Raw genomic sequence first — 21,397 nt, forward strand, 5'->3', positions numbered from 1 at the left:
AATATTAGGAATTTAAGTCATTAATTACGAATATTACATGACTAATTCAAAATATTTAATAATATGAAACCAAAATTAAGCAGATTCTTAGTGCTTCTATTAGCACTAATAACGCAACTGACCTTTGCGCAAGAAAGAACTGTTTCAGGAACTGTTACCGATGAAGCAGGCTTACCTTTACCAGGTGTAAGTGTGTTAGTAAAAGGAACAAAATCCGGAACACAAACCGATTTTGACGGTAAATACTCCATCAAAGCATCACCGAGTCAAACCTTAATCTTTAGCTACATTGGCATGAGATCGCAAGAAATTGCAGCAAACTCTTCTCAAGTAAATGCTAAACTGTCAGGAGACGCAATGCAATTAGAAGGAGTAGTTGTTACAGCATTAGGACTTTCGAGAGAGAAAAAATCTCTCGGATATGCAACTCAAGAAGTTAAAGGTGAAAATCTGGCCGCAGTTAAAAGCGATAACTTTGTGAATGCTATATCTGGTAAAGTTTCTGGAGTTCAGGTAAAAAGAACCACAAACTTTGGAGGTTCAACTAATATTGTAATTAGAGGAAATTCATCTTTAACAGGAAACAACCAAGCCTTATTTGTTATTGATGGTGTACCAGTAAGTAATAACAACTCAAATTCAAGAGATCAGGAACAATCTGGAGCTGGTTACGATTACGGAAGTGCCGCATCAGATATTAACCCAGAAGATATTGAATCAATAAACGTACTTAAAGGATCTGCAGCAAGTGCACTTTACGGCTCCAGAGCCGCTAATGGGGTTGTTGTAATTACAACCAAAAAAGGAAACAAAAAAAGCAAAGGATATTCTATTACAATAAATTCAGGTGTAACCATTGGCTCTATTGACAAAAGTACCTTCATAAAATACCAAAACCAATATGGTGGTGGATACGGTCCATATTATGGCCCAAACGAAGATTCATACCTAGACCAAAAAGACATCAATGGAGACGGAATTCTTGATAACGTAACTCCACTAACTGAAGATGCTTCTTATGGACAAGCATTTGATAAAAACCTAATGGTATACCAATGGGACGCTTTCTATCCAGAATCCCCAAACTATATGAAAGCCACTCCTTGGGTTAATGCTAAAAATGGACCTATAACTTTCTTCGAAAAACCAATTGCTCTTACAAACTCTATTTCAATAGATAAAGGCTTAGAAAATGGTTATTTAAGATTAGGAATAAACAATCTTGAACAGAATGGTCTTTTACCCAATAGTACATTAAAGAGAAATACGTTCACATTAAACGGATCAACACTTATAAACGACCGACTAACCGTTGCGGGGTATGGCAACTTCACCAAAACTAGTACCATTGGCAGAAACAGCACTGGATACAATGACAACATTGCAGGTAACTTTAGACAATGGTGGCAAACTAATGTTGATCTACAAGGATTAAAACAAGCATACCAACTCACAGGACGAAATGTAACATGGAACCCTAATTCCACAACAAATGCAGCTCCAATATTCTGGGATAATCCTTATTTTCAACGTTATGAAAATTACGAATCAGACAGCAGAAGCAGATTTATTGGAAATGTTTCCTTAAACTACAAAATCGCAAGCTGGCTTGATGCTTACGGCAGAATGTCCGTTGACACATATGACGAACTTCAGGAAGAAAGAAGAGCTATTGGCAGCGTACCTACCAACTTTGGTATCGGTACAGGCGGAGGCGACGGCTCTATCAACCGTAGCCCTGCATCATCAGGATACTCAAGAAAAAACATAGGCTTTAGCGAGTATAACTATGATTTCATGTTAAACTACAACACAAACCTTACTGAAAAGTTAAACCTCAAAGGAGTTGCTGGTGTAAATATTCGCAGAAGCTATTACAATTCAATATTCGCAGCAACAAATGGAGGTCTTGCCATACCTAAATTATATGCACTTCAAAACACAGCCAGCCCTTTGCTGGCACCTATTGAAAGAGATGAATCCATTGGTGTCGATGGTATTTATGGAAGCGCTTCGTTTGGCTACGATGATTACTTATATCTGGAAGGTACAATTAGGAGAGATCACTCTTCAACTCTTCCAGAAGCTAACAGCTCTTATTACTATCCTTCCATTTCATCAAGCTTTGTGTTTTCTAAATTTATAGAAGCTGACTGGTTATCTTTCGGAAAAGTAAGACTTAATTATGCCGAGGTTGGAAACAGCCCAGGCTTTGACAGAGTTTTAGATACATATAACGTTAATACAGCATTTGGAGCCGCATCAGCATCTGTAAAAGACACTAAGAATAATCCAAATCTTAAACCTGAACGCACAAAAAGTTACGAAGCAGGTTTAGAACTTTCTTTCTTTAAAAAGAGATTAGGCTTTGATTTTTCTTACTATAAATCCAATTCAATCGACCAAATAATCCCATTAAGATTAACTGCATCAACAGGATATTTATACGAATTGATTAACGCTGGTGAAATAGAAAACAAAGGGATTGAAATATCTCTAAACGGAACGCCTGTTAAAACAGATACCTTTTCATGGGAAATCAATTTAAATTTTGCCAGAAACAGAAACAAAGTATTGAATCTATTAGACGGAATTGACAATTTACAATTAGGATCACTTCAAGGTGGTGTAACTATAAACGCAGCAGTTGGACAGCCATATGGAGTAATTTACGGAACTCAATACACTTACCTAAACGGACAAAGAGTTGTGGACCCGGATAATGGACAATACATCAAAACTTCAACTTCTGACAATCCAATCGGAAATGCAAATCCAGACTACACCGGTGGTTTAAATAATAAATTTACATACAAAAACTTTTCCCTTGAGTTTTTAATTGACATGCAAAAAGGCGGACAAATATTCTCACTTGACCGTTACTACGGGTTAGCAACTGGTCTACCTGACGATACTGCCTTCATTAATGAACTCGGAAACCCAGTCAGAAATCCGTTAACTTCAGGATCTGACAGCGGAGGATTTATAAATCCAGGGGTAAACCCAGATGGATCACCAAACACCACAAGAATTGAAGCAAGTAGATTTGGAGCACAAGGATACCGAAGAGGATTGCCTGACGAAGCATTTGTATACGATGCCAGTTATATCAAATTAAGACAGACCGCAATTTCATACTCTTTATCTGAAAAAGTATTAAAAAATACTTTTATAAACGGAATGACTTTCAGTATTGTTGGAACAAATCTTTGGATCATACACAAAAACTTACCAGATGCAGATCCAGAATCAGGATTGGGAGCAGGTAACTTACAAGGTTACTCAACAGGATCTCTGCCATCTACAAGAGATATTAGTTTCAACATTAAAATGCAATTCTAAATTAAGAAATCATGAAAAAAATATTTACAATTCTACTCACAGCAATAACTTTATCGTCTTGCTCTGGTGATTTAGAAAATTTAAACGTAAACGTAAAAGATCCATCAAACGTACCTGGAGAAGCTTTATTTACAAGCGCACAAAAAAGTTTGGTAGATCAAATGATGAGCACAAATGTAAACGACAATGTTATTAGATTAATCAATCAATACTGGACCGAAACCGTTTACACTGACGAAAGTAATTATGACTTAGTTACCAGAACAATTCCTGAACAACATTGGCAGTTTCTATACAAAGATGTTTTAAAAGATTTAGACCAAAGTGCTAAAAATATCACCAACACACCATTAGGTTTAACAGAAAATCCTTTAGACAAGCAAAACAAACTTGCCATTATTGAAGTCATGACTGTTTACACATATGCCATATTAGTAGAAACCTTTGGCGATGTTCCCTATTCACAAGCGCTTAATCTCAACTATAAAACACCTAAATATGATGATGGTTTAACTATTTACAAAGATTTAATTAGCAGATTAAATAATGCTTTAGGAAAACTTGACACTGGAGGAGAAAGTTTTGGAGACAATGACAGAATTTATGGAGGAGATATATCGAAATGGATCAAATTTGGAAACACTTTAAAATTAAGAATGGGCATTACTATTTCAGACATTCCATCAGAAAGTGCGTTAGCACAAGCCACAGTTGCTAGTTCAGCTCCATTTGTGTTTTCTTCCAATAATGATAATGCAGATCTGAAGTACTTGACTGCAACGCCAAACACAAATCCATTATATGTGGACCTTGTTGCGAGCGGCCGATCTGATTTTGTTCCTGCGAATACATTAGTAAATGCCATGAATACGCTACAAGACCCAAGACGCGCCAAATATTTCGACAATAATATGGACGACCCAACGACTCCGGAAATTGAATATATTGGCGGAGAAAATGGAGCAAGCAATTCATTTGACCAGAAGACTCATATAACAAAAACTCTTTTAGCGCCAGATTTTCCTGGAACAATTTTAGACTATGCCGAAACAGAGTTTCTATTAGCAGAGGCCGCTGAAAGATCTTTATATGGAACCCCTGCAGATGCAGAAACACATTATAACAAAGCCATTACAGCATCAATACTAGATTGGGGAGGAACCACGGAAGATGCAACGACATATTTAACCAACCCGGCGGTCGCTTATGGAACAGCAACAGGAACATGGAAACAAAAAATTGGAACTCAAAGCTGGATTGCGATGTACAACAACTCTTTTGAAGGATGGTCATCGTACAGAAGATTAGACTTTCCAGTTTTAATCCCACCTGTTGAAGCAGTTTCTGATGTACCATTACGCTATACTTATCCAATAATAGAACAATCATTAAATAAAACAAGCTATACAAACGCAAGTACAGCAATTGGTGGAGACGCTGTGGAAACCAAATTATTTTGGGATAAATTTTAAACCAGAGAAAAAAGAAAAACTAAACCCTAAACAGTTGCAAAAAAAAATGCAACTGTTTTTTTTACTATACATAACAATACCTTAACATAGTTTGCACCATAGAAAAAAGTACGGAGCCAAAAAAAACCAAGATTTTGTGGCTACAAAAAAACAAAAACCCATACTTTTTCAACTTAACATCTAAAGAATCACTTTTGTCTTATCTCTAAAATTTAATCTTTAGTAACAACGATGTTATCTGAAGAATAAATAGTCTATTGCAGAATCTCGACGATTTTAACAAAATACAACTCTTAACCAAGGTGATTTTTCTAGGATAAAAGTTATAAAAAAAACAATTGAATAGCCTTCACTAATAAATTTAACATTTGCAGCCGTATCAATATTTTTAATTATTATTAAATTTAACACTAAAAATTGCGGATTTGCAATTTTAAGGCGTTTTTTATCGATAAAACAACAATTTACTACCCCAAAATCATAATTTAACTAAAAAAAAAGCTTTTTATATTAGGTAGATTAACAAATTATTAAGATTTTTGTCGAACTAATTCAAAATATTTAAAAATGAAACTAAAGTTCAATGGATTCTTAGTGCTATTATTAGTACTAGTTGCGCAACTTACTTTCGCGCAAGAAAGAGCTGTTTCTGGAACAGTTTCTGACAATGCAGGAATGCCTTTACCGGGCGTTAGTGTATTAGTTAAAGGAACAAAAACAGGAACGCAATCAGACTTTGATGGTAAATTCTCTATCAAAGCATCTTCAAGCCAAGTTTTGGTATTTAGCTACATCGGGATGAAAACCCAAGAAGTAGCAGCAACATCTGCAACTATTAATGTAAAATTAGCTGATGCAGGCGCACAAGAACTAGAAGGTGTTGTTGTAACAGCTTTTGGTATTAAAAGAGAGAAAAAATCTCTTGGTTATGCAACTACAACTTTAAAATCAGAGCAAATTACTGCAGTAGTTAACACAAACCCATTTGAAACACTTTCTGGAAAAATTGCCGGTGTAGACATTACTGCTCCATCTCAACCAGGAGCTGCGACTAAAGTTATCATTCGTGGTTTAAACTCTATTAATGGTGCTACAGGACCTCTTTATGTAGTTGATGGATCTCCAATCAACAACACAACAACAGGATCTACTTCTACAACAAGATCTTACGATTCTGGTAACGGTATCAGTGACCTTGACCCGAACAACATCGAAAGCATGACAGTTCTTAAAGGAGCTGCAGCATCTGCTTTATATGGTTCAAGAGCAGGTGGTGGGGTTATCATCATTACAACTAAAAAAGGAAAAGCAAACACAGGAATTAAAGTTGACGTTTTAGCTTCAACAGAATTCAGTGAAGTTGCAAGAGTACCACATTTACAAAACCAATTTGGACAAGGATGGAACGGTGCTGGTTATTCAGGAACAAACTCTTACAGTAATGAAAATGGTTCTTGGGGACCTGCATTTAATGGAGAAGTTAGACCTTGGGGAACAGTATATGACAATAGTCAACAAATCAAACCATATGTAGGATTAAATGACAACATCAGAGATTTTTACGATACTGGATCTTTAGCTACTCAATCTGTTAGCTTAAGTGGTGGTGGAGATACTTCTGATTTCTCTTTAGTATTTTCAAATGTAAACAGTGATGGAGTTGTTCCAACAGATGCTGATTTATACAAAAAACAATCTTTAGGATTTAATGGAGGATTAAAATCAAACAAATTCACATTAAGAACAGCTTTAAACTATGTTTACAAAAACCAAAGTGCTGTTAATACAGGACAAGGTGATGATGCTGGACAAGGTTCAACTTTACAACAAGATTTATTACAGATACCTAGAGATATCAGTGTAGTAGATTTAAGAGATTACAAAGGAAATGTTTTCAATTCTCCTGATTACTATTTCACCCCTTATGCTGCCAATCCATACTTCTCAATCAATGAGAACAGCACAAAAATTTACGGACACAACATTTTTGGAAACGTAAACTTAAGTTATAAATTAACAGATAAGATCACAGCAACATGGCAAGTAGGTGGTAACGTTAGATCTGAAAGATTTAAAAGTTACGGAGCTATCGTAAATTACCTTCCAGGAAGTGCTCAAGACGAAGCAGGAGCTAATCCAGTTGTCGGTGGAGTTACAGAAGGAAGATCTGAATATAGTGAGGTTGATACGTTCTTTAACCTTAATTACAACACTAACTTAAGTGAAGATTGGACATTAAACCTTTTAGGTGGTTTCAACTTTAACAAAAGAGAAACTGATCAATTATTCAACTCTATTACAAATTTAGGTATACCAGGTTATTATGAGCTTTCAAACTCAGCAGTAAGACCAGTAATCACACAAGCTAACTCATTAAGAAGAACAGGTGCTGTTTACGGTTCTGCTGAATTTGCTTTCAAAAACAGATATTTCGCTACCATTACAGGTAGAGAAGATGTAACTTCTACTTTACCAATTGGAAACAATGCATATTTCTACCCTGCATTATCTCTTGGTGCTATTGTAATCGACAACGGAAATACTTTCTTAAAATTAAGAGGTGCAGCTTCTAAAATTGCAAATGACACTCAGGCTTATGTTACTGAAGATTCTTACGTTGCTGGTTCAGCTGCAGCTAACTTCGGTCAACTAGCATCTCCACTTGGAGGAGTAAGTTTCTACGAAGCTTCTGGAAGACTTGGAAACCCAGATTTAAAACCAGAATCTACAGTTGAATACGAAATTGGAGCTGAGGGATCTTTCTTCAAAAACAGAATCAGCTATGATATTGCTTTGTACCACAAAACAACTTCTGACTTGATCGTTAACCTTCCATTAGACCCTTCAACAGGTTATACAGGTAAATTTATCAATGCTGGAGATATTGTAAACAAAGGTATTGAGCTTTCTATTACCGCTAGCCCAATTAAAAACAAAGATTTCTCTTGGAACTTAACTTACACATTCACTAAAAACATGAATGAAGTTACAGAATTAAATGGAGGACTTCCTTACGTTGACTTAGTACCTGCATATGGAGTTACTTTCAGAGCTACTAAAGGAGAACCAATAGGTACTTTCTACGCACAAGTTCCAAAAACAAATGCTGCAGGTCAATATATTGTAAATTCTGCAACAGGTATGTATGAAGTAAGTGATGATATCCAAAAAGTTGGAGACTCTCAACGTGATTTCGTAATGGGATTACAAAACACTTTCAAATACAAAAACTTCAACCTAGGTTTCTCACTAGACTGGAAACAAGGAGGAGAATTCTACTCTTACACTAAAAGACTTTCACACTTCGTAGGAAATGGTATTGAAACTGTTTATAATGACAGACAACCATTTATCGTTCCAAACTCAGTTAACGAAAACATCGATCCAGTAACAAAAGCTGTTACTTACACAGAAAACACAACAGCTATTGCTTGGGACAAAGTAACTTCTTTCTATAACACTTCTAACAACCCTGGAATTGAAGGAACTCACGTTATCGACAAAACCTTTGTAAGACTAAGAGAGATTAATTTTAACTATGATTTCCCTTCTGCATTAAGTAAAAACATGGGATTAAACAAAATCACATTTGGTATTTATGCAAGAAATCTTTTCATGTGGACTCCAGGAGAGAATCCATATACAGATCCTGAAACTGGAACTTACGGAACAGGTGTAATCTCTGATTTTGGAGAATTTGCAGCTAACCCATCACAAAGATCAGTTGGTGGAGTTTTAAAATTATCATTCTAAAATAATACATAGAAAAATGAAAAAAATAACAACAATATTAGCAGCACTTTTCTTATTAGTGTCATGTGATGAAACATTTGACATTAATAGAGATCCGGATACATTACCTCCTGGACAAGCTAACAGCACAATCTTGCCTGCAGGTATTGCAGGTCTTGTAGGTGCACAAGGATCATACTACGCCCTAATTGGTGGATTTTGGTCACAATTCTGGACACAAAACAATACCTCAAATCAATATAAAGATATTGATTCATACAGTATCGGAACAAATGATTACCAAGCAGGATACACTGCCATGTTTGATGCTTTAGGTGACATTAGAACTGTAAAAAGACAAGCTGCCGCAGAAGGAAACTGGAATTATTATTTAATAGCTACAGTTCTTGAAGTAGAAGGTTCTCAAGTATTGACAGACTTGTACGAAGACATTCCTTATGCTGAAGCAAACAATGTTAACATCCTACAACCTAAATTCAATACAGGTAAAGAAGCTTATGATTTAATGATTGCTGATTTAAAATCAGCTTTAGCAAAAGATTTAAGTTCTTCTGTAGGAACTGCTCCAGCTGCTGATGACTTTATCTTCGGTGGAGATATGGACAACTGGACAAAATTCGGTAATACATTATTATTGAAATTACACCTGAGATTAACTGAAGTTAACCCTGGTCTTGCTCAATCTGGAATTACAGCATTAATCAATTCAGGTGCTGAATTTTTGGATGTTGATGCCGGAATGAACACTAGAGCTCCATTTAATCAATTTGAAGATGCTGCTGATAGAAGTAACCCATTGTACGAAACTGACAGAAGACAATTGAATACAACTCTTAATCTTAGAGCAAGTAAAACATTGTACACTTATTTGTCAACAAATGCAGATCCTCGTTTAGCTAAATATTACGGAGCTGGAAATCCAAATAATCAAGGAGATTTTGAAAACACTGCAACTAATCTTTCATTAGTTACATTAAACCCTACAACTCCAGTATTCTTTATTAGCAAAGAAGAGAGCTACTTTTTACAAGCCGAAGCCCTTACAAGATATTATGCTGGAGCAGGTGCTAAAGCAAAATATGACGCAGGAGTTACTGCAAATATCACAAGATTTGGTGGTACTGCTGATACATTTTTAGCTGCTGGTGGTAACTATGAATTCCCTGCAACAGGAACTGCTGCACAAAAAATTGAAGCAATCATCACTCAAAAATGGATTGCAAGTTTCCCTGGAAACGGATACGAATCTTTCTTGGAGCAAAGCAGAACTGGTTACCCTAAAGTTTCTACAGTTGCACAAACTAGTGAATCATATATTCCTGGTCAATTTGCAATATCAGTAGAAAACGTAACAAACAATGCTTTCCCTAAAAGAGTTGTTTTACCAAACACTGTAAAAACAAGAAATCCAAACGCACCAGCTATTAAAGCAATTACTGCACCTGTATGGTGGGACGTTAACTAAAAAAAGAAATGATGAAAAAAATATTTATACAATTAATGGTGTTTAGCGGATTGCTACTTACATCATGCTCGAGTGATACAGACAATGTATCTAGAGTTACAAACTACCCTCTTATTGAAGTTAATGGTGAGAGCACTATATTTGTGCCAATGGGCGGAACTTATACAGACCCAGGAGTTGTAGCAACAGAGGGGGGAACTGTAATACCTACAGTAGCAACTTTTAACGGAAATTTCAGAGGTGCCAAGACTTTAGATGTTAATGTACCTGACGAGTATACTGAAACGTATACTGCAACAAATAAAGATGGTTTTAAAGCAACTTCTACAAGAAGAGTTATAGTTTATAAAACTGGTGACTTAGTAAACAGTATTGAAGGTGTTTATCTTTCTACTACAAGAAGAAACGGTACATTATTACCTGCTTCTCAAGGAAGTTCAGTAGATCAGAAATACATCTATATCTGGAAAAATACTAACGGAACTTTTGGAGTATCAGATGCTTTTGGTGGTTGGTACAGTATAGGAAGAAAAATCGGTGTTACTTCTGCTACTCAAGGTGGAACTATTACTGGTAACATTCCTACTAATACCTTCACTTACCCAGGTAACCCATTATCAAACCAATATTTTGGAGGTGTTGCTAACATAACTAACTTAAATGTTAATGCTGCTACCAAGACACTTGTACTGTCAACTGCTTGGCTTGCTCCGCCGGCTACTAACTACAGTTTTGTTTCAACATTAACTCAAGTACAACTTTAAAATTATTAAAATGAAAAAATTAAAACAAAATATAACACGTATACTTGCAGCAGTATTTATACTTACTTCAGTTGCATCTTGCGACGAAGTAGGAGATACTGAGGTTGGAGGTACATCTGTTAAGGCTATGTCAGGAGACTGGTTCGTTCAAATGTCTGTTAATGGAGTAGTAGTAGTCGATTATTCGCTTCTTTCTACTTATAATACAGCAGCAAATGACGGAAAAGATATGTGGATTGAAGACCATGGTAACCTTTGGGATTTTAAAGTTAAGTCACCGGTAACTATTAGTTCATTATCATTTGCAGGAAATGATTTAGCAAGTAGTATTGTTCACGACCTTGCTTCAACACCTAACGTTATTGAAACATATGACGTTAATGTAAACATCACAGAAGGTAAAGTAACTAAAAATGGAGCTACATCAACTGGAGGACATACTGTTGACGGCATCTCTTTTAAAGCTGAATTCTCAGATGACCCAGGAACCATTTATGAAATAAAAGGTTATAAAAGAACTGGTTTCATTGAAGACGAACACTAATTTCTTATATAAAGAATTTTATTTAAACCATCCCATTCATTTGGGGTGGTTTTTTTTTATATAAACATTATACCTATATTTGCCCTATGGAAAAAGAACATCAAATATTTGGAATTAGAGCCATTATTGAAGCAATACAGGCAGGAAAAGAAGTAGACAAAGTATTTATACAAAAGGAAATTTCCGGTGAATTAATGAAAGATTTAATGAAGGTCATGAAACGCGCCAACATAAACTTTTCATATGTACCTGTTGAAAAATTAAATCGTTTAACACCAAATAATCACCAAGGAGCAGTTGCAACCATATCTCCTATTGGTTTTATAGATCTGGAACATTTGGTAGAATCTACTATTGCATCTGGATCTAAACCATTATTTTTAATACTGGATCAAATTTCTGACGCCAGAAACTTCGGAGCAATTATTAGAACTGCAGAATGTACTGGTGTAAATGGAATTATTGTCCAAAAAGCAGGTTCTGCTCCTGTAAATGGTGACACTGTAAAAACTTCAGCCGGGGCCGTATTTAATGTTCCTATCTGCAAAGTGGAACATATTAAAGATGCCATATTCTATTTACAAGGATCTGGGATAAAAACTGTTGCTGCTACAGAAAAAACGGACCAAAACATTTATGACATAGCCTTAAATGAACCTGTAGCAATTATCATGGGATCTGAAGACAGGGGAATCAACCCATCTGTACTTAAAATTGTCGATGAAAAAGCAAAACTACCTATGTTTGGAACAATTGGTTCGTTAAATGTTTCGGTAGCTTGTGGAGCATTCTTATATGAAGCTGTGCGTCAAAGAAGTTAAATCACTTTGAGAAATAAGATGACAAAATAAATATTCTAACTATGAATTAATGTCTTCAAAATCAACTCAAAACATATCATTCAAAAAGAACTGTTGCATACTTGCAATACTTATAATTACGGGTTTTAGTCACGCACAAACTAAAGACTATGGACAGTTCTGGAATGAAATACAATTTAACAGAACTATAAATGCTAAATGGTCAGCAGAATTAGATGTTGCCGCCAGCTACAGCAGTACAGAATCTTCCTCAAATATTTTTCAGGAGAATATTCAACGATCATTTCGCGGATGGGGACATTATTACCTTTCACCACGTTGGAAGCTTTCTACTTTTATAGCTTATTTCAACAATAAAGATGTTCCTGAAATTGGTCAATTTGAATCGCCGGAGTGGAGATATGCGCTACAGGGTATTTACTATTTTCATAAAACCGGGTATACTTTAAGCACCAGAATGAGAATGGAGTTAAGACATCTGAAAAATGAAGATGATGATTATGAAAATGTTCTTAGATATCGGCAGCAAATTAAATATATAAAACCAATTAATAGCAAAGTTCTGCGATCGGGTGTTGTTTATGGAATTGTATCGGATGAGTTGTATTTTAAATCCGGAACAAAAGTAACCGGGGAAAGTTTCTTTGATAGAAATAGATTAAGCCTTGGTGGTGGTTATTTATTTACAGATGACATTCAGGTTGAATTGACATATGTAAACGAGTTCCTTCCCAGAAACAGTGGAAATCAAGTAGTAAATGCAGCATCATTAACGGTTACATTTAACAATCTTTTTAAAACCCTTAATAAAAAACTATTACATAAAAACGAAGATGCATCAAATGATGATTAATGTTACTTCTCCTCTTCCTTTTTCAAAAAGCAATTCAACTGCTCCATTATTGCATCTTTATGCAATTTAAAATTATAATCCCGAATAAATTCTGTCCCTTTCATATTAATTTCAGCCACTACAGCTTCAAACTTCGAAAAAGCATCAACATCTTTATCATCCATTAAATATAATACTTGCATGATGGAGTCATTTCGCATATACTGAGTGTCGTAATGCGATAATTTGTATGACTTCTGATCAGCAAGATGAACAATTAAATCATCGTCTATTTTTTTTCCTTCTTTTTTAGCAGGAAATGGTGTAGGCTGCAAAGCAATAAAATAGTGCTCTTTATCTGTTACTATATTAATCTTTAGCGATTTTGACTTGGTAGTATAAAAAACGGCAGGATCAAAATAATAGACCATTGTTCCATCGGCCAACAATCTGTTCTTAACATCGCATTGAGCTGACATATCTGAACTAATGACCAATAAAAGTATAACAACAATAAAGCTTATCTTTTTCATAATGCGCAAAAATGAAATTAAAATATCTATAACAAAAATAGTCTTTTTAAACTAAACTTAATATCCCCTCCTACCCTTTATCCACTGATTCTGATTTTGTTACTGAGTAATTAACTAATTTATCCGAACTAAAATAAAGCGAAATAAACTCAGCCTCTTCTTCGTGTTTCTCAACAGGCACAAAATTCCCGTTTTCATCAAAATGCTTCATAAAAGAATCCTCTTCCGGATTAAAATCGGGCTTTTGCCAATCATAAACTATGGCCTTTTTGTATTCGGGAGTTTTATAAAACAATGTCAATACAAATCCGGTAATGAAACCTGCTAAGTGACCTTCCCAGGAAATGGTCGCATCCACATCAGGAAAAACATACCAGATCATTCCTCCATAGAGTAATATAACGGATAACGAAAGAGCAACTAATCTATAATAACCTGTTTGAATTCCTTTAAAGAAAATAAAACTCACCAAAACATAAATCAAACCACTCGCTCCAATATGATAGTTTTCCCTACCAATTACCCACGTTATTAAACCAGAAAATATAATCCCATATAAAATAACCGGGATAGTCTGCTTGGGATAAAAATATTGCAATGCGGCCAACAAAACCAAAAGGGGAATAGAGTTGTTGTACAAATGGCCTAAATTTTCATGAATGAAAGGACTAAACAAAATGCCTTGTAGACCAGACAAATCCCTGGGATAAATTCCATTTTGATAAAAATCAAAGTCAAATCGTATCTGAAACCAATATACAATCCATAAAAAAAGGACAAAAAAGATTGGCAAACCAAAAACAGCATTTGAAAATTTAAATTGGTTATCGTTCATGTTTTTTAGGAATTAGTAAATGGATGAACATCAAAAAACTATCCAAATGCAATTTACTGATAATTTGTCAGCTAAATATTTTTTGCATCCACCTACTTTCACGAGTAATTAACTTTTAAAAATTTATAATTAAAATTGAAAATAGTAATTTTACAAAATGGAAGCACCGTTAGCAGAGCGTATTCGCCCACAGAAATTAGACGATTATATAAGTCAAAGTCATTTGGTAGGACCAAACGGATCTTTGACGCAACAAATTTCGAAAGGAATTATTCCATCTCTAATATTTTGGGGACCTCCAGGAACTGGTAAAACAACATTGGCACAAATAATTGCACAAGAATCGAAGCGTCCATTTTACATTTTAAGTGCCATAAATTCAGGCGTAAAAGATATTCGTGATGTGATCGATAAAGCCAAACAAAGTGGTGGATTGTTTACAGCAAAAAACCCCATTTTGTTTATTGATGAAATCCATCGCTTTAGCAAATCACAACAAGACTCACTTTTAGCAGCCGTAGAAAAAGGCTGGATCACCTTAATTGGGGCAACAACCGAAAATCCAAGTTTTGAAGTAATTCCCGCATTATTGTCACGCTGCCAGGTTTACATATTAAATGCGTTTACAAAAGCTGATCTGGAGGCCTTATTACATCGTGCGATGAAAACTGACACCGAATTAGCTTCTAAAAACATTATTCTAAAAGAAACGGAAGCTTTACTAAGACTTTCAGGCGGAGACGGACGAAAACTACTAAATATATTTGAATTAGTTATAAATGCTTCGGCTGGAGATGAAATCATTATTACAAATGATCGTGTTTTTGAATTGGTTCAGCAGAATACGGTTTTATATGACAAAAGTGGCGAACAACATTATGATATCGTTTCGGCTTTTATAAAATCTATTCGTGGAAGTGATCCTAACGGAGCTGTTTACTGGCTTGCCCGAATGATCGAAGGCGGCGAAGATGTTAAATTTATTGCCCGCAGAATGCTTATACTATCCAGTGAAGATATTGGAAATGCAAATCCCACTGCATTTATTATGGCAAATAATACTTTTCAGGCGGTAACAACTATTGGTTATCCAGAAAGTCGAATCATATTGAGTCAATGCGCCATTTACCTGGCTACTTCTCCAAAAAGCAATGCCTCTTATATGGCAATCGGCAATGCGCAGCAGTTAGTTAAACAAACAGGAGATTTACCTGTACCAATACATTTAAGAAATGCTCCAACTAAACTTATGAAAGAATTAGGGTACGGAGATGAATATAAATATTCGCACGACTATGCCAATAATTTTGCTGAACAGGAATTTTTGCCGGATGCTATAAAAGAAACGGTTCTTTACAATCCGGGACACAATTCTAGAGAGAATAGTAACCGCGAATTTTTAAAGAACCGTTGGAAAAATAAATATGGATATTAAACTCGAATTATATTAGAATTTAACTACGATTTTTTCTGAAACTAATTTGTCATTTTGATACGATTCAAAATACCATTGACCATCTTCTTTCAAAATTAAAGAACCCTGAACATTATCTTTGATAGCAATAAATACATTTGTTTGAGAAGTTTTAAGCAATTTCATTACCACTTTTGGTGTTTTATCAATCAATTGATATCCAGATTCAGTAGGCTGAGCATATAGCAAATTAGGATCTTTAAGATCTGGAGATGGAGCTACAACCACCAAATTTGTTGCGGCAACTGTTGATGTAGCAACTGCAGGAGCACTTAGAGTAGCAGCTGTATTACTTGTTTTTAAAGTTGTAGCAACAGTATTACCACTATATTTATAATGCAATGCGTTCACAGACATAAAAGCCATATTTAGACTTTCTCTATAAGCAATATCGTAATCTTTCTCCTTGCTTTTCCCAACTTCTGAAGTGTAAACCACTTTTCCATAACAATCTTTAAACTCAATAAAAAGTTTAGTTACTAAAAAAGCATTATCCTTTTTTACATCAATATACAAAAGCTGACAACGATCATTCAAATCCACAGGAAGCTGTTCATTGTAATAAAAAACATTAAAGCCAGCTTTGCTTAGGTTCGACTTAGTCATTGTTGCCATTCTATACTGATTTTCAGATTTCATAAAATCATATTTTAAAGGTACAATAACAGCTTTATAATCATTAATAGATTGTGCAAATCCTATAACTGCGCAAAAAAGTGCAATCAACAAAAATTTAATTCTCATCTTTATAAATATTTTTTAAGTTCTAATAAATGGTTAATCTGTTTAATATTTTCCGGGGCTTCAATTTTTTTTTCATTAAAAAAAATAGCATCCAAACCCGCATTTAATGCTCCATTAACATCTGCATCAAGGCAGTCTCCGATCATAATACTATTTTCCTTTGAAGCCTTAGCCGAATTAACAGCAAAATCAAAGATAATACTATTTGGTTTTTTTACGCCCGCTAATTCTGAATTTGTTATTGTGCTAAAATAACCAGAAAGCAAAGCATTATTTATCTTTTTTTCCTGAACATTTGCAAAACCATTGGTAATAATATGCAATTTATATTTTGGCTTTAAATAGTCTAAAACTTCAATTGCACCATCAAAAAGATGATTATTGTCCGTTAAGAATTCTATATAATCGTTTGCAATTTCATTGATATTTTCATCTGAGATCGCAACATTTAAAGCATCAAAAGAAAATTTCAGTCTATTATAGCGAAGTTCGACATGTGTAATTTGATCGTTTTGATATAACTTCCAGCAAGCTTGATTAATTGGAGCATATTTCTCAATAAAATCCTTGATTTTAATTTCCGGAAATTTACTCTTGAAAATACGGTCAAAAGCCATTTCTGAATTTTTATCAAAATCCCAAAGCGTGTGATCTAAATCAAAAAAAACGTCTGTAATTGTGGTATTCATAATCTAAAATATTCCTTCATCTACAAAACTATAATATTTTGTTTCAGTAATAATCAAATGATCTAAAACTTTAACATCTAAACTATCACCAGCCTGTTTAATTTTTTTAGTGATTTGTCGATCAGCATCACTTGGCTGTAAATTTCCTGAAGGATGATTGTGACACAAAATCAAACCAGTAGCTCCATTTTCAAGTGCTAATTTAAAAACCAACCGAACATCTACAATTGTCCCAGAAATACCCCCTTTACTTAACTGTGATTTAGAAATCACCTTATTAGAATTATTCAGAAAAAGTACCCAAAATTCTTCATGAGGTAGTTCACCAATAATAGGCTGCATAATTTCGAAGACTCTTTTGCTTGATGTAATTTTAATCAATTCAACAACATCCTCGGCTCTGCGTCTTCGGCCTAGTTCTAATGCCGCGATAATGGTAATAGCTTTAGCCTCTCCTATTCCTTTAAAATTCATTAATTGCGAAATAGACATTTTCCCTAAGACATTTAGATTATCAGCACTAGCCAAAATCCGCTTACTTAAATCAACCGCAGATTCTTTTCGACTTCCCGAGCCAATCAAAATCGCAATTAATTCGGCGTCACTTAAAACACTTTTGCCTTTCAGCATTAATTTTTCACGAGGGCGATCGTCTTCAGACCAATTTGTAATAGGAAAATGAGTAGTATCCATCTTCAAAAAATTAAATGATGGATTTACTCATACAAACACTATTTGTCATACCTACATAAGGTTCGTAATTTTCAACAATTTCAAAACCTACTTTTTGATAAAGACTAATTGCTTCGATTTGTTTGTATAATGTTTCTAAAACCATCGTTTCAAAACCCTGAGCTCTTGCTTCCTCTTCTAATTCTTTTATTATCTTCTGAGCCAAACCTAAACCTCGGGCTTCTGGCGAAACGAACATGCGTTTTAATTCGACTGTATTTACATTGTACTTTTTAAAACAACCACAGGCAACTGCTTTTTCATTCAAATAAATAATAAAAACATTAGGATTAAATTCTATTAAATTATTTCCCCAATAATCGTTTTTTAATTCCGGATAGCGTCCCCATAAAAACGCATCAAAAGTTTTTATTAAATCAATAAAATCAGGGTTCTCGCTTGTTGTCTTAACAACTTTAGTAATTGGACTCATTTAGTATAATCTTAAATGGCTAATATATGAAAAATAAGAAAAATCATTCATAAAAAACAACCTAAAATGATTAATTTTAAAACAAAATAACTACTTCTAAACATAATTTTAAGAAGAATGAAATCAATATATCTATTAACAACTTGTATTTTGCTTTTGTCTTGTAATCAGAAAGAAAAAAATATCCTTCATGCTGACAACAATTTGGAAGTAGTACAAACTTTTGGACAGCAATTATCAGATGCAGCAATTTCTATTATTGATCCTTCCATAGATTATGATCCGGCTTACTTTTCAATTAAATATCCAAATGGTGATATTCCAAAAAACAAAGGGGTTTGTACCGATGTAATCATACGTTCTTATCGAAAATTAGGTATTGATTTACAGAAAGAAGTACATGAAGATATGATTGAAAATTTTTCTCAATATCCAAACTTAGAAAAATGGGGCATGACAAAAACAGATACTAATATTGATCACAGAAGGGTTCCAAATTTAGAAGTGTTTTTCAAAAGAAAAGGAACAAAACTACCAGTAACCCAAAATGGAAAAGATTATAAAACAGGAGAAATGGTTACCTGGATGATTAATGATAAACTACCTCACATCGGGATCGTAACTAGTAAAAAATCAAAAGATGGGCAACGAAATTTAATCGTGCATAATGTTGGTGGAGGACAAGTTTTGGAAGATTGTTTATTTGAATATAAAATCGTCGGGCATTATAGCTTCACAAATTAGAAAATTAGATAATTAGTCAATTAGATAATTTTAAAAAAAATGTGCCAACTACAGTTTCGTAATTGACACATTATCTAATTTTCTAATTGACTAATTTTCTAATTTATCAAACCTTTTACTTCATCAAAATTCAAACCACCGTAATTTCCTGAACTCATCAATAAAAGTGCAGAATTTTCAAGATTTAAATTGAATAAATATTCTTTGAATTCGGCAGGATTTGTATAAATAATCAAATCTTCTCTGTTAAAAGAGTTAGCAATTTGCTCATAAGTTACTTCTTCTAACTGCTTAATTTTTACAGCGTCTGGAGAATAGAAAACTACAGCAACATCAGCATATTCTAATGCACCTTCATATTCTTTCAAGAATTCAGCATTCAAACTGCTATAAGTGTGTAATTCTAAACAAGCCACTAAAGTTCTGTTTGGATATTGCTCTTTTACAGCTTTGGTTGTCGCTGCCACTTTACTTGGTGAATGTGCAAAATCTTTATAAGCTACTTTACCTTTTCCTTCAGCGATTTTTTCCAATCGTTTGGAAGCTCCTTTAAAACTGGCAATTGCTTCATAAAAATCAGCTTCGTCAACACCCATATTTTGACAAATCCATTTTGCTCCAGCCAAATTATTTAAATTGTGCGCTCCAAAAACCTCAATTGGCATATCGCCTTCCGGAGTTTTTAATAACGTCACGCCATCACTTACGGTATATTCAGGTGTATGATACGATAATTTACGAATCGGATTTGTCGCCGCCTCAGCAACACGCTTCACCTCAGGATCATTTTCGTTATAAACTAAAATACCTCCGTTAGTAATTTTTTGAATAAAAATTTCAAATTGCTCTACATAATTTTCATACGTCGGGAAGACATTAATATGATCCCACGCAATACCAGAAATTAAAGCAATATTCGGCTGATACAAATGAAATTTCGGCCGTCTGTCGATCGGAGAAGATAGGTACTCATCACCTTCCAAAACCATAAAATCATTTTCTTCAGTAAGATGCACCATCGTGTCAAAACCTTCCAATTGTGCACCCACCATATAATCAACTTCAATATTATGATAATGCATTACGTGCAAAATCATTGAAGTAATTGTTGTTTTTCCGTGTGAACCACCAATTACAACACGTGTTTTATTTTTAGATTGCTCGTATAAAAATTCAGGATAGGAATAAATTTTTAATCCTAATTCCTGTGCTTTTAATAATTCCGGATTATCTGCTTTGGCGTGCATTCCAAGAATAATAGCGTCAATATCAGCAGTAATTTTCTCAGGAAACCAACCTAATTCGGCTGGCAAAATACCCTTTTTATCTAATCTTGATTTTGAAGGTTCAAAAATAGCGTCATCACTTCCTGTAACCTGATATCCTTTGTTATGTAATGCTAATGCCAAGTTGTGCATAGCGCTCCCGCCTATTGCGATGAAATGTGTTTTCATTTAAATTCCAATTTTTAATTGCCTTTAAGCCTCAAATTTTCGTTTCAATTCCTGAGCTTTTTTAGGGTCTTTTAATTTGTTCAAATATAAATTATATAATTTTTGAAAAGTGACTTTTGATTTGCCAATTTCATTTGCCTTCAAATAATTTTTTTCTGCCGACGTATAACGTTTAAAATATTCATCTATTCTTCCTCTTGACAAATAACCATCTACTGATGAAATTTGCATTAATTCATTCGAATATTCCAATGCTCGTGATTCACTTCCTCCTAAAAAACCAGGTAATTGTAGATAAATTTCAATCAAAGCCCATCTGGCTGGAATGTGTTTTGGATTCAGAATTATTGCTTTTTCAAATGCTTCTTTCATGTCTCCCACCATTCCTAAAGCTTTCAATTTATTCACTTCCATCGCTCTCATGGCCAGACAGCCTCCATATTTATAAAAATAATCTGCTTCTGTTGGTTTTAGCTCTTTCAGTTTTTTATAATAATCTGCTCCTTTTATCCATTCTTTGTGATGCGCCGCTATATCTCCCAAATATTCCAGCGTTTTTATATCTGAAGGCTTTGTTTTTAAAACTCCTTCCAAAATAACCTGAGCCTCATCATATTTTTTGGCATGAAATAACTTTTCGCCTTTCTCAAAATTCGATTGTGACCAAATTAAAATTGGTGCTAGCAAAAAAAGAAGTAGGAGCTTTTTCATATTTCAAAAATAGCGAAATATAAAATGCATTATTTGGTTTTAGAGATAAATTAGT

At 34.3% G+C, this 21,397-nt stretch carries 18 protein-coding genes; 10 read left to right on the forward strand and 8 right to left on the reverse strand.

Annotated features, from left to right (window positions below):
* Window positions 1–63 precede the first annotated feature (63 nt).
* The 8 genes from IRZ99_RS10795 to IRZ99_RS10830 all read left to right on the forward strand — a co-directional run bounded on the left by IRZ99_RS10795 (window position 64) and on the right by IRZ99_RS10830 (window position 13,014).
* A complete protein-coding gene (locus IRZ99_RS10795) occupies window positions 64–3,342 on the forward strand; it encodes a SusC/RagA family TonB-linked outer membrane protein (RefSeq protein WP_194657267.1) in 3,279 nt (1,092 codons plus the stop codon).
* 11 nt (window positions 3,343–3,353) lie between these two features.
* The gene (locus IRZ99_RS10800) at window positions 3,354–4,814 is read left to right on the forward strand and encodes a SusD/RagB family nutrient-binding outer membrane lipoprotein (RefSeq protein WP_194657268.1); all 1,461 of its coding nucleotides are present in this window, start codon (window positions 3,354–3,356) and stop codon (window positions 4,812–4,814) included.
* 567 nt (window positions 4,815–5,381) lie between these two features.
* Window positions 5,382–8,567, forward strand: a complete 3,186-nt coding sequence (locus tag IRZ99_RS10805) for a SusC/RagA family TonB-linked outer membrane protein (RefSeq protein ID WP_194657269.1) — start codon at window positions 5,382–5,384, stop codon at window positions 8,565–8,567.
* A 16-nt stretch (window positions 8,568–8,583) separates the two neighbouring features.
* On the forward strand, window positions 8,584–10,032 hold the full coding sequence (locus IRZ99_RS10810; protein WP_194657270.1) for a SusD/RagB family nutrient-binding outer membrane lipoprotein: 1,449 nt from the start codon (window positions 8,584–8,586) through the stop codon (window positions 10,030–10,032).
* Window positions 10,033–10,043: 11 nt separating this feature from the next.
* Window positions 10,044–10,796, forward strand: coding sequence for an immunoglobulin-like domain-containing protein (locus tag IRZ99_RS10815; RefSeq protein ID WP_194657271.1), 753 nt, complete (start codon window positions 10,044–10,046; stop codon window positions 10,794–10,796).
* Between the two features lie 10 nt (window positions 10,797–10,806).
* Window positions 10,807–11,340: a lipid-binding protein gene (locus tag IRZ99_RS10820; protein WP_194657272.1), complete on the forward strand. Its 534-nt coding sequence runs from the start codon at window positions 10,807–10,809 to the stop codon at window positions 11,338–11,340.
* Between the two features lie 86 nt (window positions 11,341–11,426).
* Window positions 11,427–12,161 (forward strand): 23S rRNA (guanosine(2251)-2'-O)-methyltransferase RlmB, encoded by a 735-nt coding sequence (rlmB, locus tag IRZ99_RS10825; protein ID WP_194657273.1) that lies wholly within the window; start codon window positions 11,427–11,429, stop codon window positions 12,159–12,161.
* Window positions 12,162–12,210: 49 nt separating this feature from the next.
* Window positions 12,211–13,014 carry a DUF2490 domain-containing protein gene (locus IRZ99_RS10830; protein ID WP_194657274.1) on the forward strand — a complete coding sequence of 268 codons (804 nt, stop codon included), beginning with the start codon at window positions 12,211–12,213 and terminating at the stop codon, window positions 13,012–13,014.
* Between the two features lie 2 nt (window positions 13,015–13,016).
* On the opposite strand, the gene IRZ99_RS10835 is transcribed toward IRZ99_RS10830, so the two are convergent.
* Both IRZ99_RS10835 and IRZ99_RS10840 read right to left on the reverse strand, forming a co-directional pair.
* Entirely contained in the window at window positions 13,017–13,526 is a 510-nt protein-coding gene (locus IRZ99_RS10835; RefSeq protein ID WP_194657275.1) for a hypothetical protein, read from the reverse strand.
* Between the two features lie 70 nt (window positions 13,527–13,596).
* Window positions 13,597–14,361 (reverse strand): rhomboid family intramembrane serine protease, encoded by a 765-nt coding sequence (locus IRZ99_RS10840; RefSeq protein ID WP_194657276.1) that lies wholly within the window; start codon window positions 14,359–14,361, stop codon window positions 13,597–13,599.
* A 157-nt stretch (window positions 14,362–14,518) separates the two neighbouring features.
* On the opposite strand from IRZ99_RS10840, the gene IRZ99_RS10845 reads away from it, so the two are divergent.
* Window positions 14,519–15,796 (forward strand): replication-associated recombination protein A, encoded by a 1,278-nt coding sequence (locus IRZ99_RS10845; RefSeq protein ID WP_194657277.1) that lies wholly within the window; start codon window positions 14,519–14,521, stop codon window positions 15,794–15,796.
* Window positions 15,797–15,808: 12 nt separating this feature from the next.
* On the opposite strand, the gene IRZ99_RS10850 is transcribed toward IRZ99_RS10845, so the two are convergent.
* The 4 genes from IRZ99_RS10850 to IRZ99_RS10865 are packed head-to-tail and all read right to left on the reverse strand — an operon-like array spanning window position 15,809 to window position 18,433.
* A complete protein-coding gene (locus IRZ99_RS10850) occupies window positions 15,809–16,579 on the reverse strand; it encodes a hypothetical protein (protein ID WP_194657278.1) in 771 nt (256 codons plus the stop codon).
* Window positions 16,580–16,581: 2 nt separating this feature from the next.
* Window positions 16,582–17,268: a YjjG family noncanonical pyrimidine nucleotidase gene (locus IRZ99_RS10855; RefSeq protein ID WP_194657279.1), complete on the reverse strand. Its 687-nt coding sequence runs from the start codon at window positions 17,266–17,268 to the stop codon at window positions 16,582–16,584.
* A gap of 3 nt (window positions 17,269–17,271) precedes the next feature.
* Window positions 17,272–17,961 carry a DNA repair protein RadC gene (radC, locus tag IRZ99_RS10860; RefSeq protein WP_194657280.1) on the reverse strand — a complete coding sequence of 230 codons (690 nt, stop codon included), beginning with the start codon at window positions 17,959–17,961 and terminating at the stop codon, window positions 17,272–17,274.
* A gap of 10 nt (window positions 17,962–17,971) precedes the next feature.
* Window positions 17,972–18,433 (reverse strand): GNAT family N-acetyltransferase, encoded by a 462-nt coding sequence (locus tag IRZ99_RS10865; protein WP_194657281.1) that lies wholly within the window; start codon window positions 18,431–18,433, stop codon window positions 17,972–17,974.
* A gap of 117 nt (window positions 18,434–18,550) precedes the next feature.
* Between IRZ99_RS10865 and IRZ99_RS10870 the strand changes: the two genes are divergently transcribed.
* Window positions 18,551–19,177 (forward strand): DUF1287 domain-containing protein, encoded by a 627-nt coding sequence (locus tag IRZ99_RS10870; protein ID WP_194657282.1) that lies wholly within the window; start codon window positions 18,551–18,553, stop codon window positions 19,175–19,177.
* Between the two features lie 98 nt (window positions 19,178–19,275).
* On the opposite strand, the gene murC is transcribed toward IRZ99_RS10870, so the two are convergent.
* Window positions 19,276–20,631 (reverse strand): UDP-N-acetylmuramate--L-alanine ligase, encoded by a 1,356-nt coding sequence (gene murC / locus IRZ99_RS10875; protein ID WP_194657283.1) that lies wholly within the window; start codon window positions 20,629–20,631, stop codon window positions 19,276–19,278.
* Window positions 20,632–20,655: 24 nt separating this feature from the next.
* Window positions 20,656–21,342: a lipopolysaccharide assembly protein LapB gene (locus tag IRZ99_RS10880; RefSeq protein WP_194657284.1), complete on the reverse strand. Its 687-nt coding sequence runs from the start codon at window positions 21,340–21,342 to the stop codon at window positions 20,656–20,658.
* Between the last annotated feature and the right edge of the window lie 55 nt (window positions 21,343–21,397).

The sequence above is a fragment of the Flavobacterium sp. LC2016-12 genome, from assembly GCF_015351595.1.
Lineage (GTDB): Bacteria > Bacteroidota > Bacteroidia > Flavobacteriales > Flavobacteriaceae > Flavobacterium.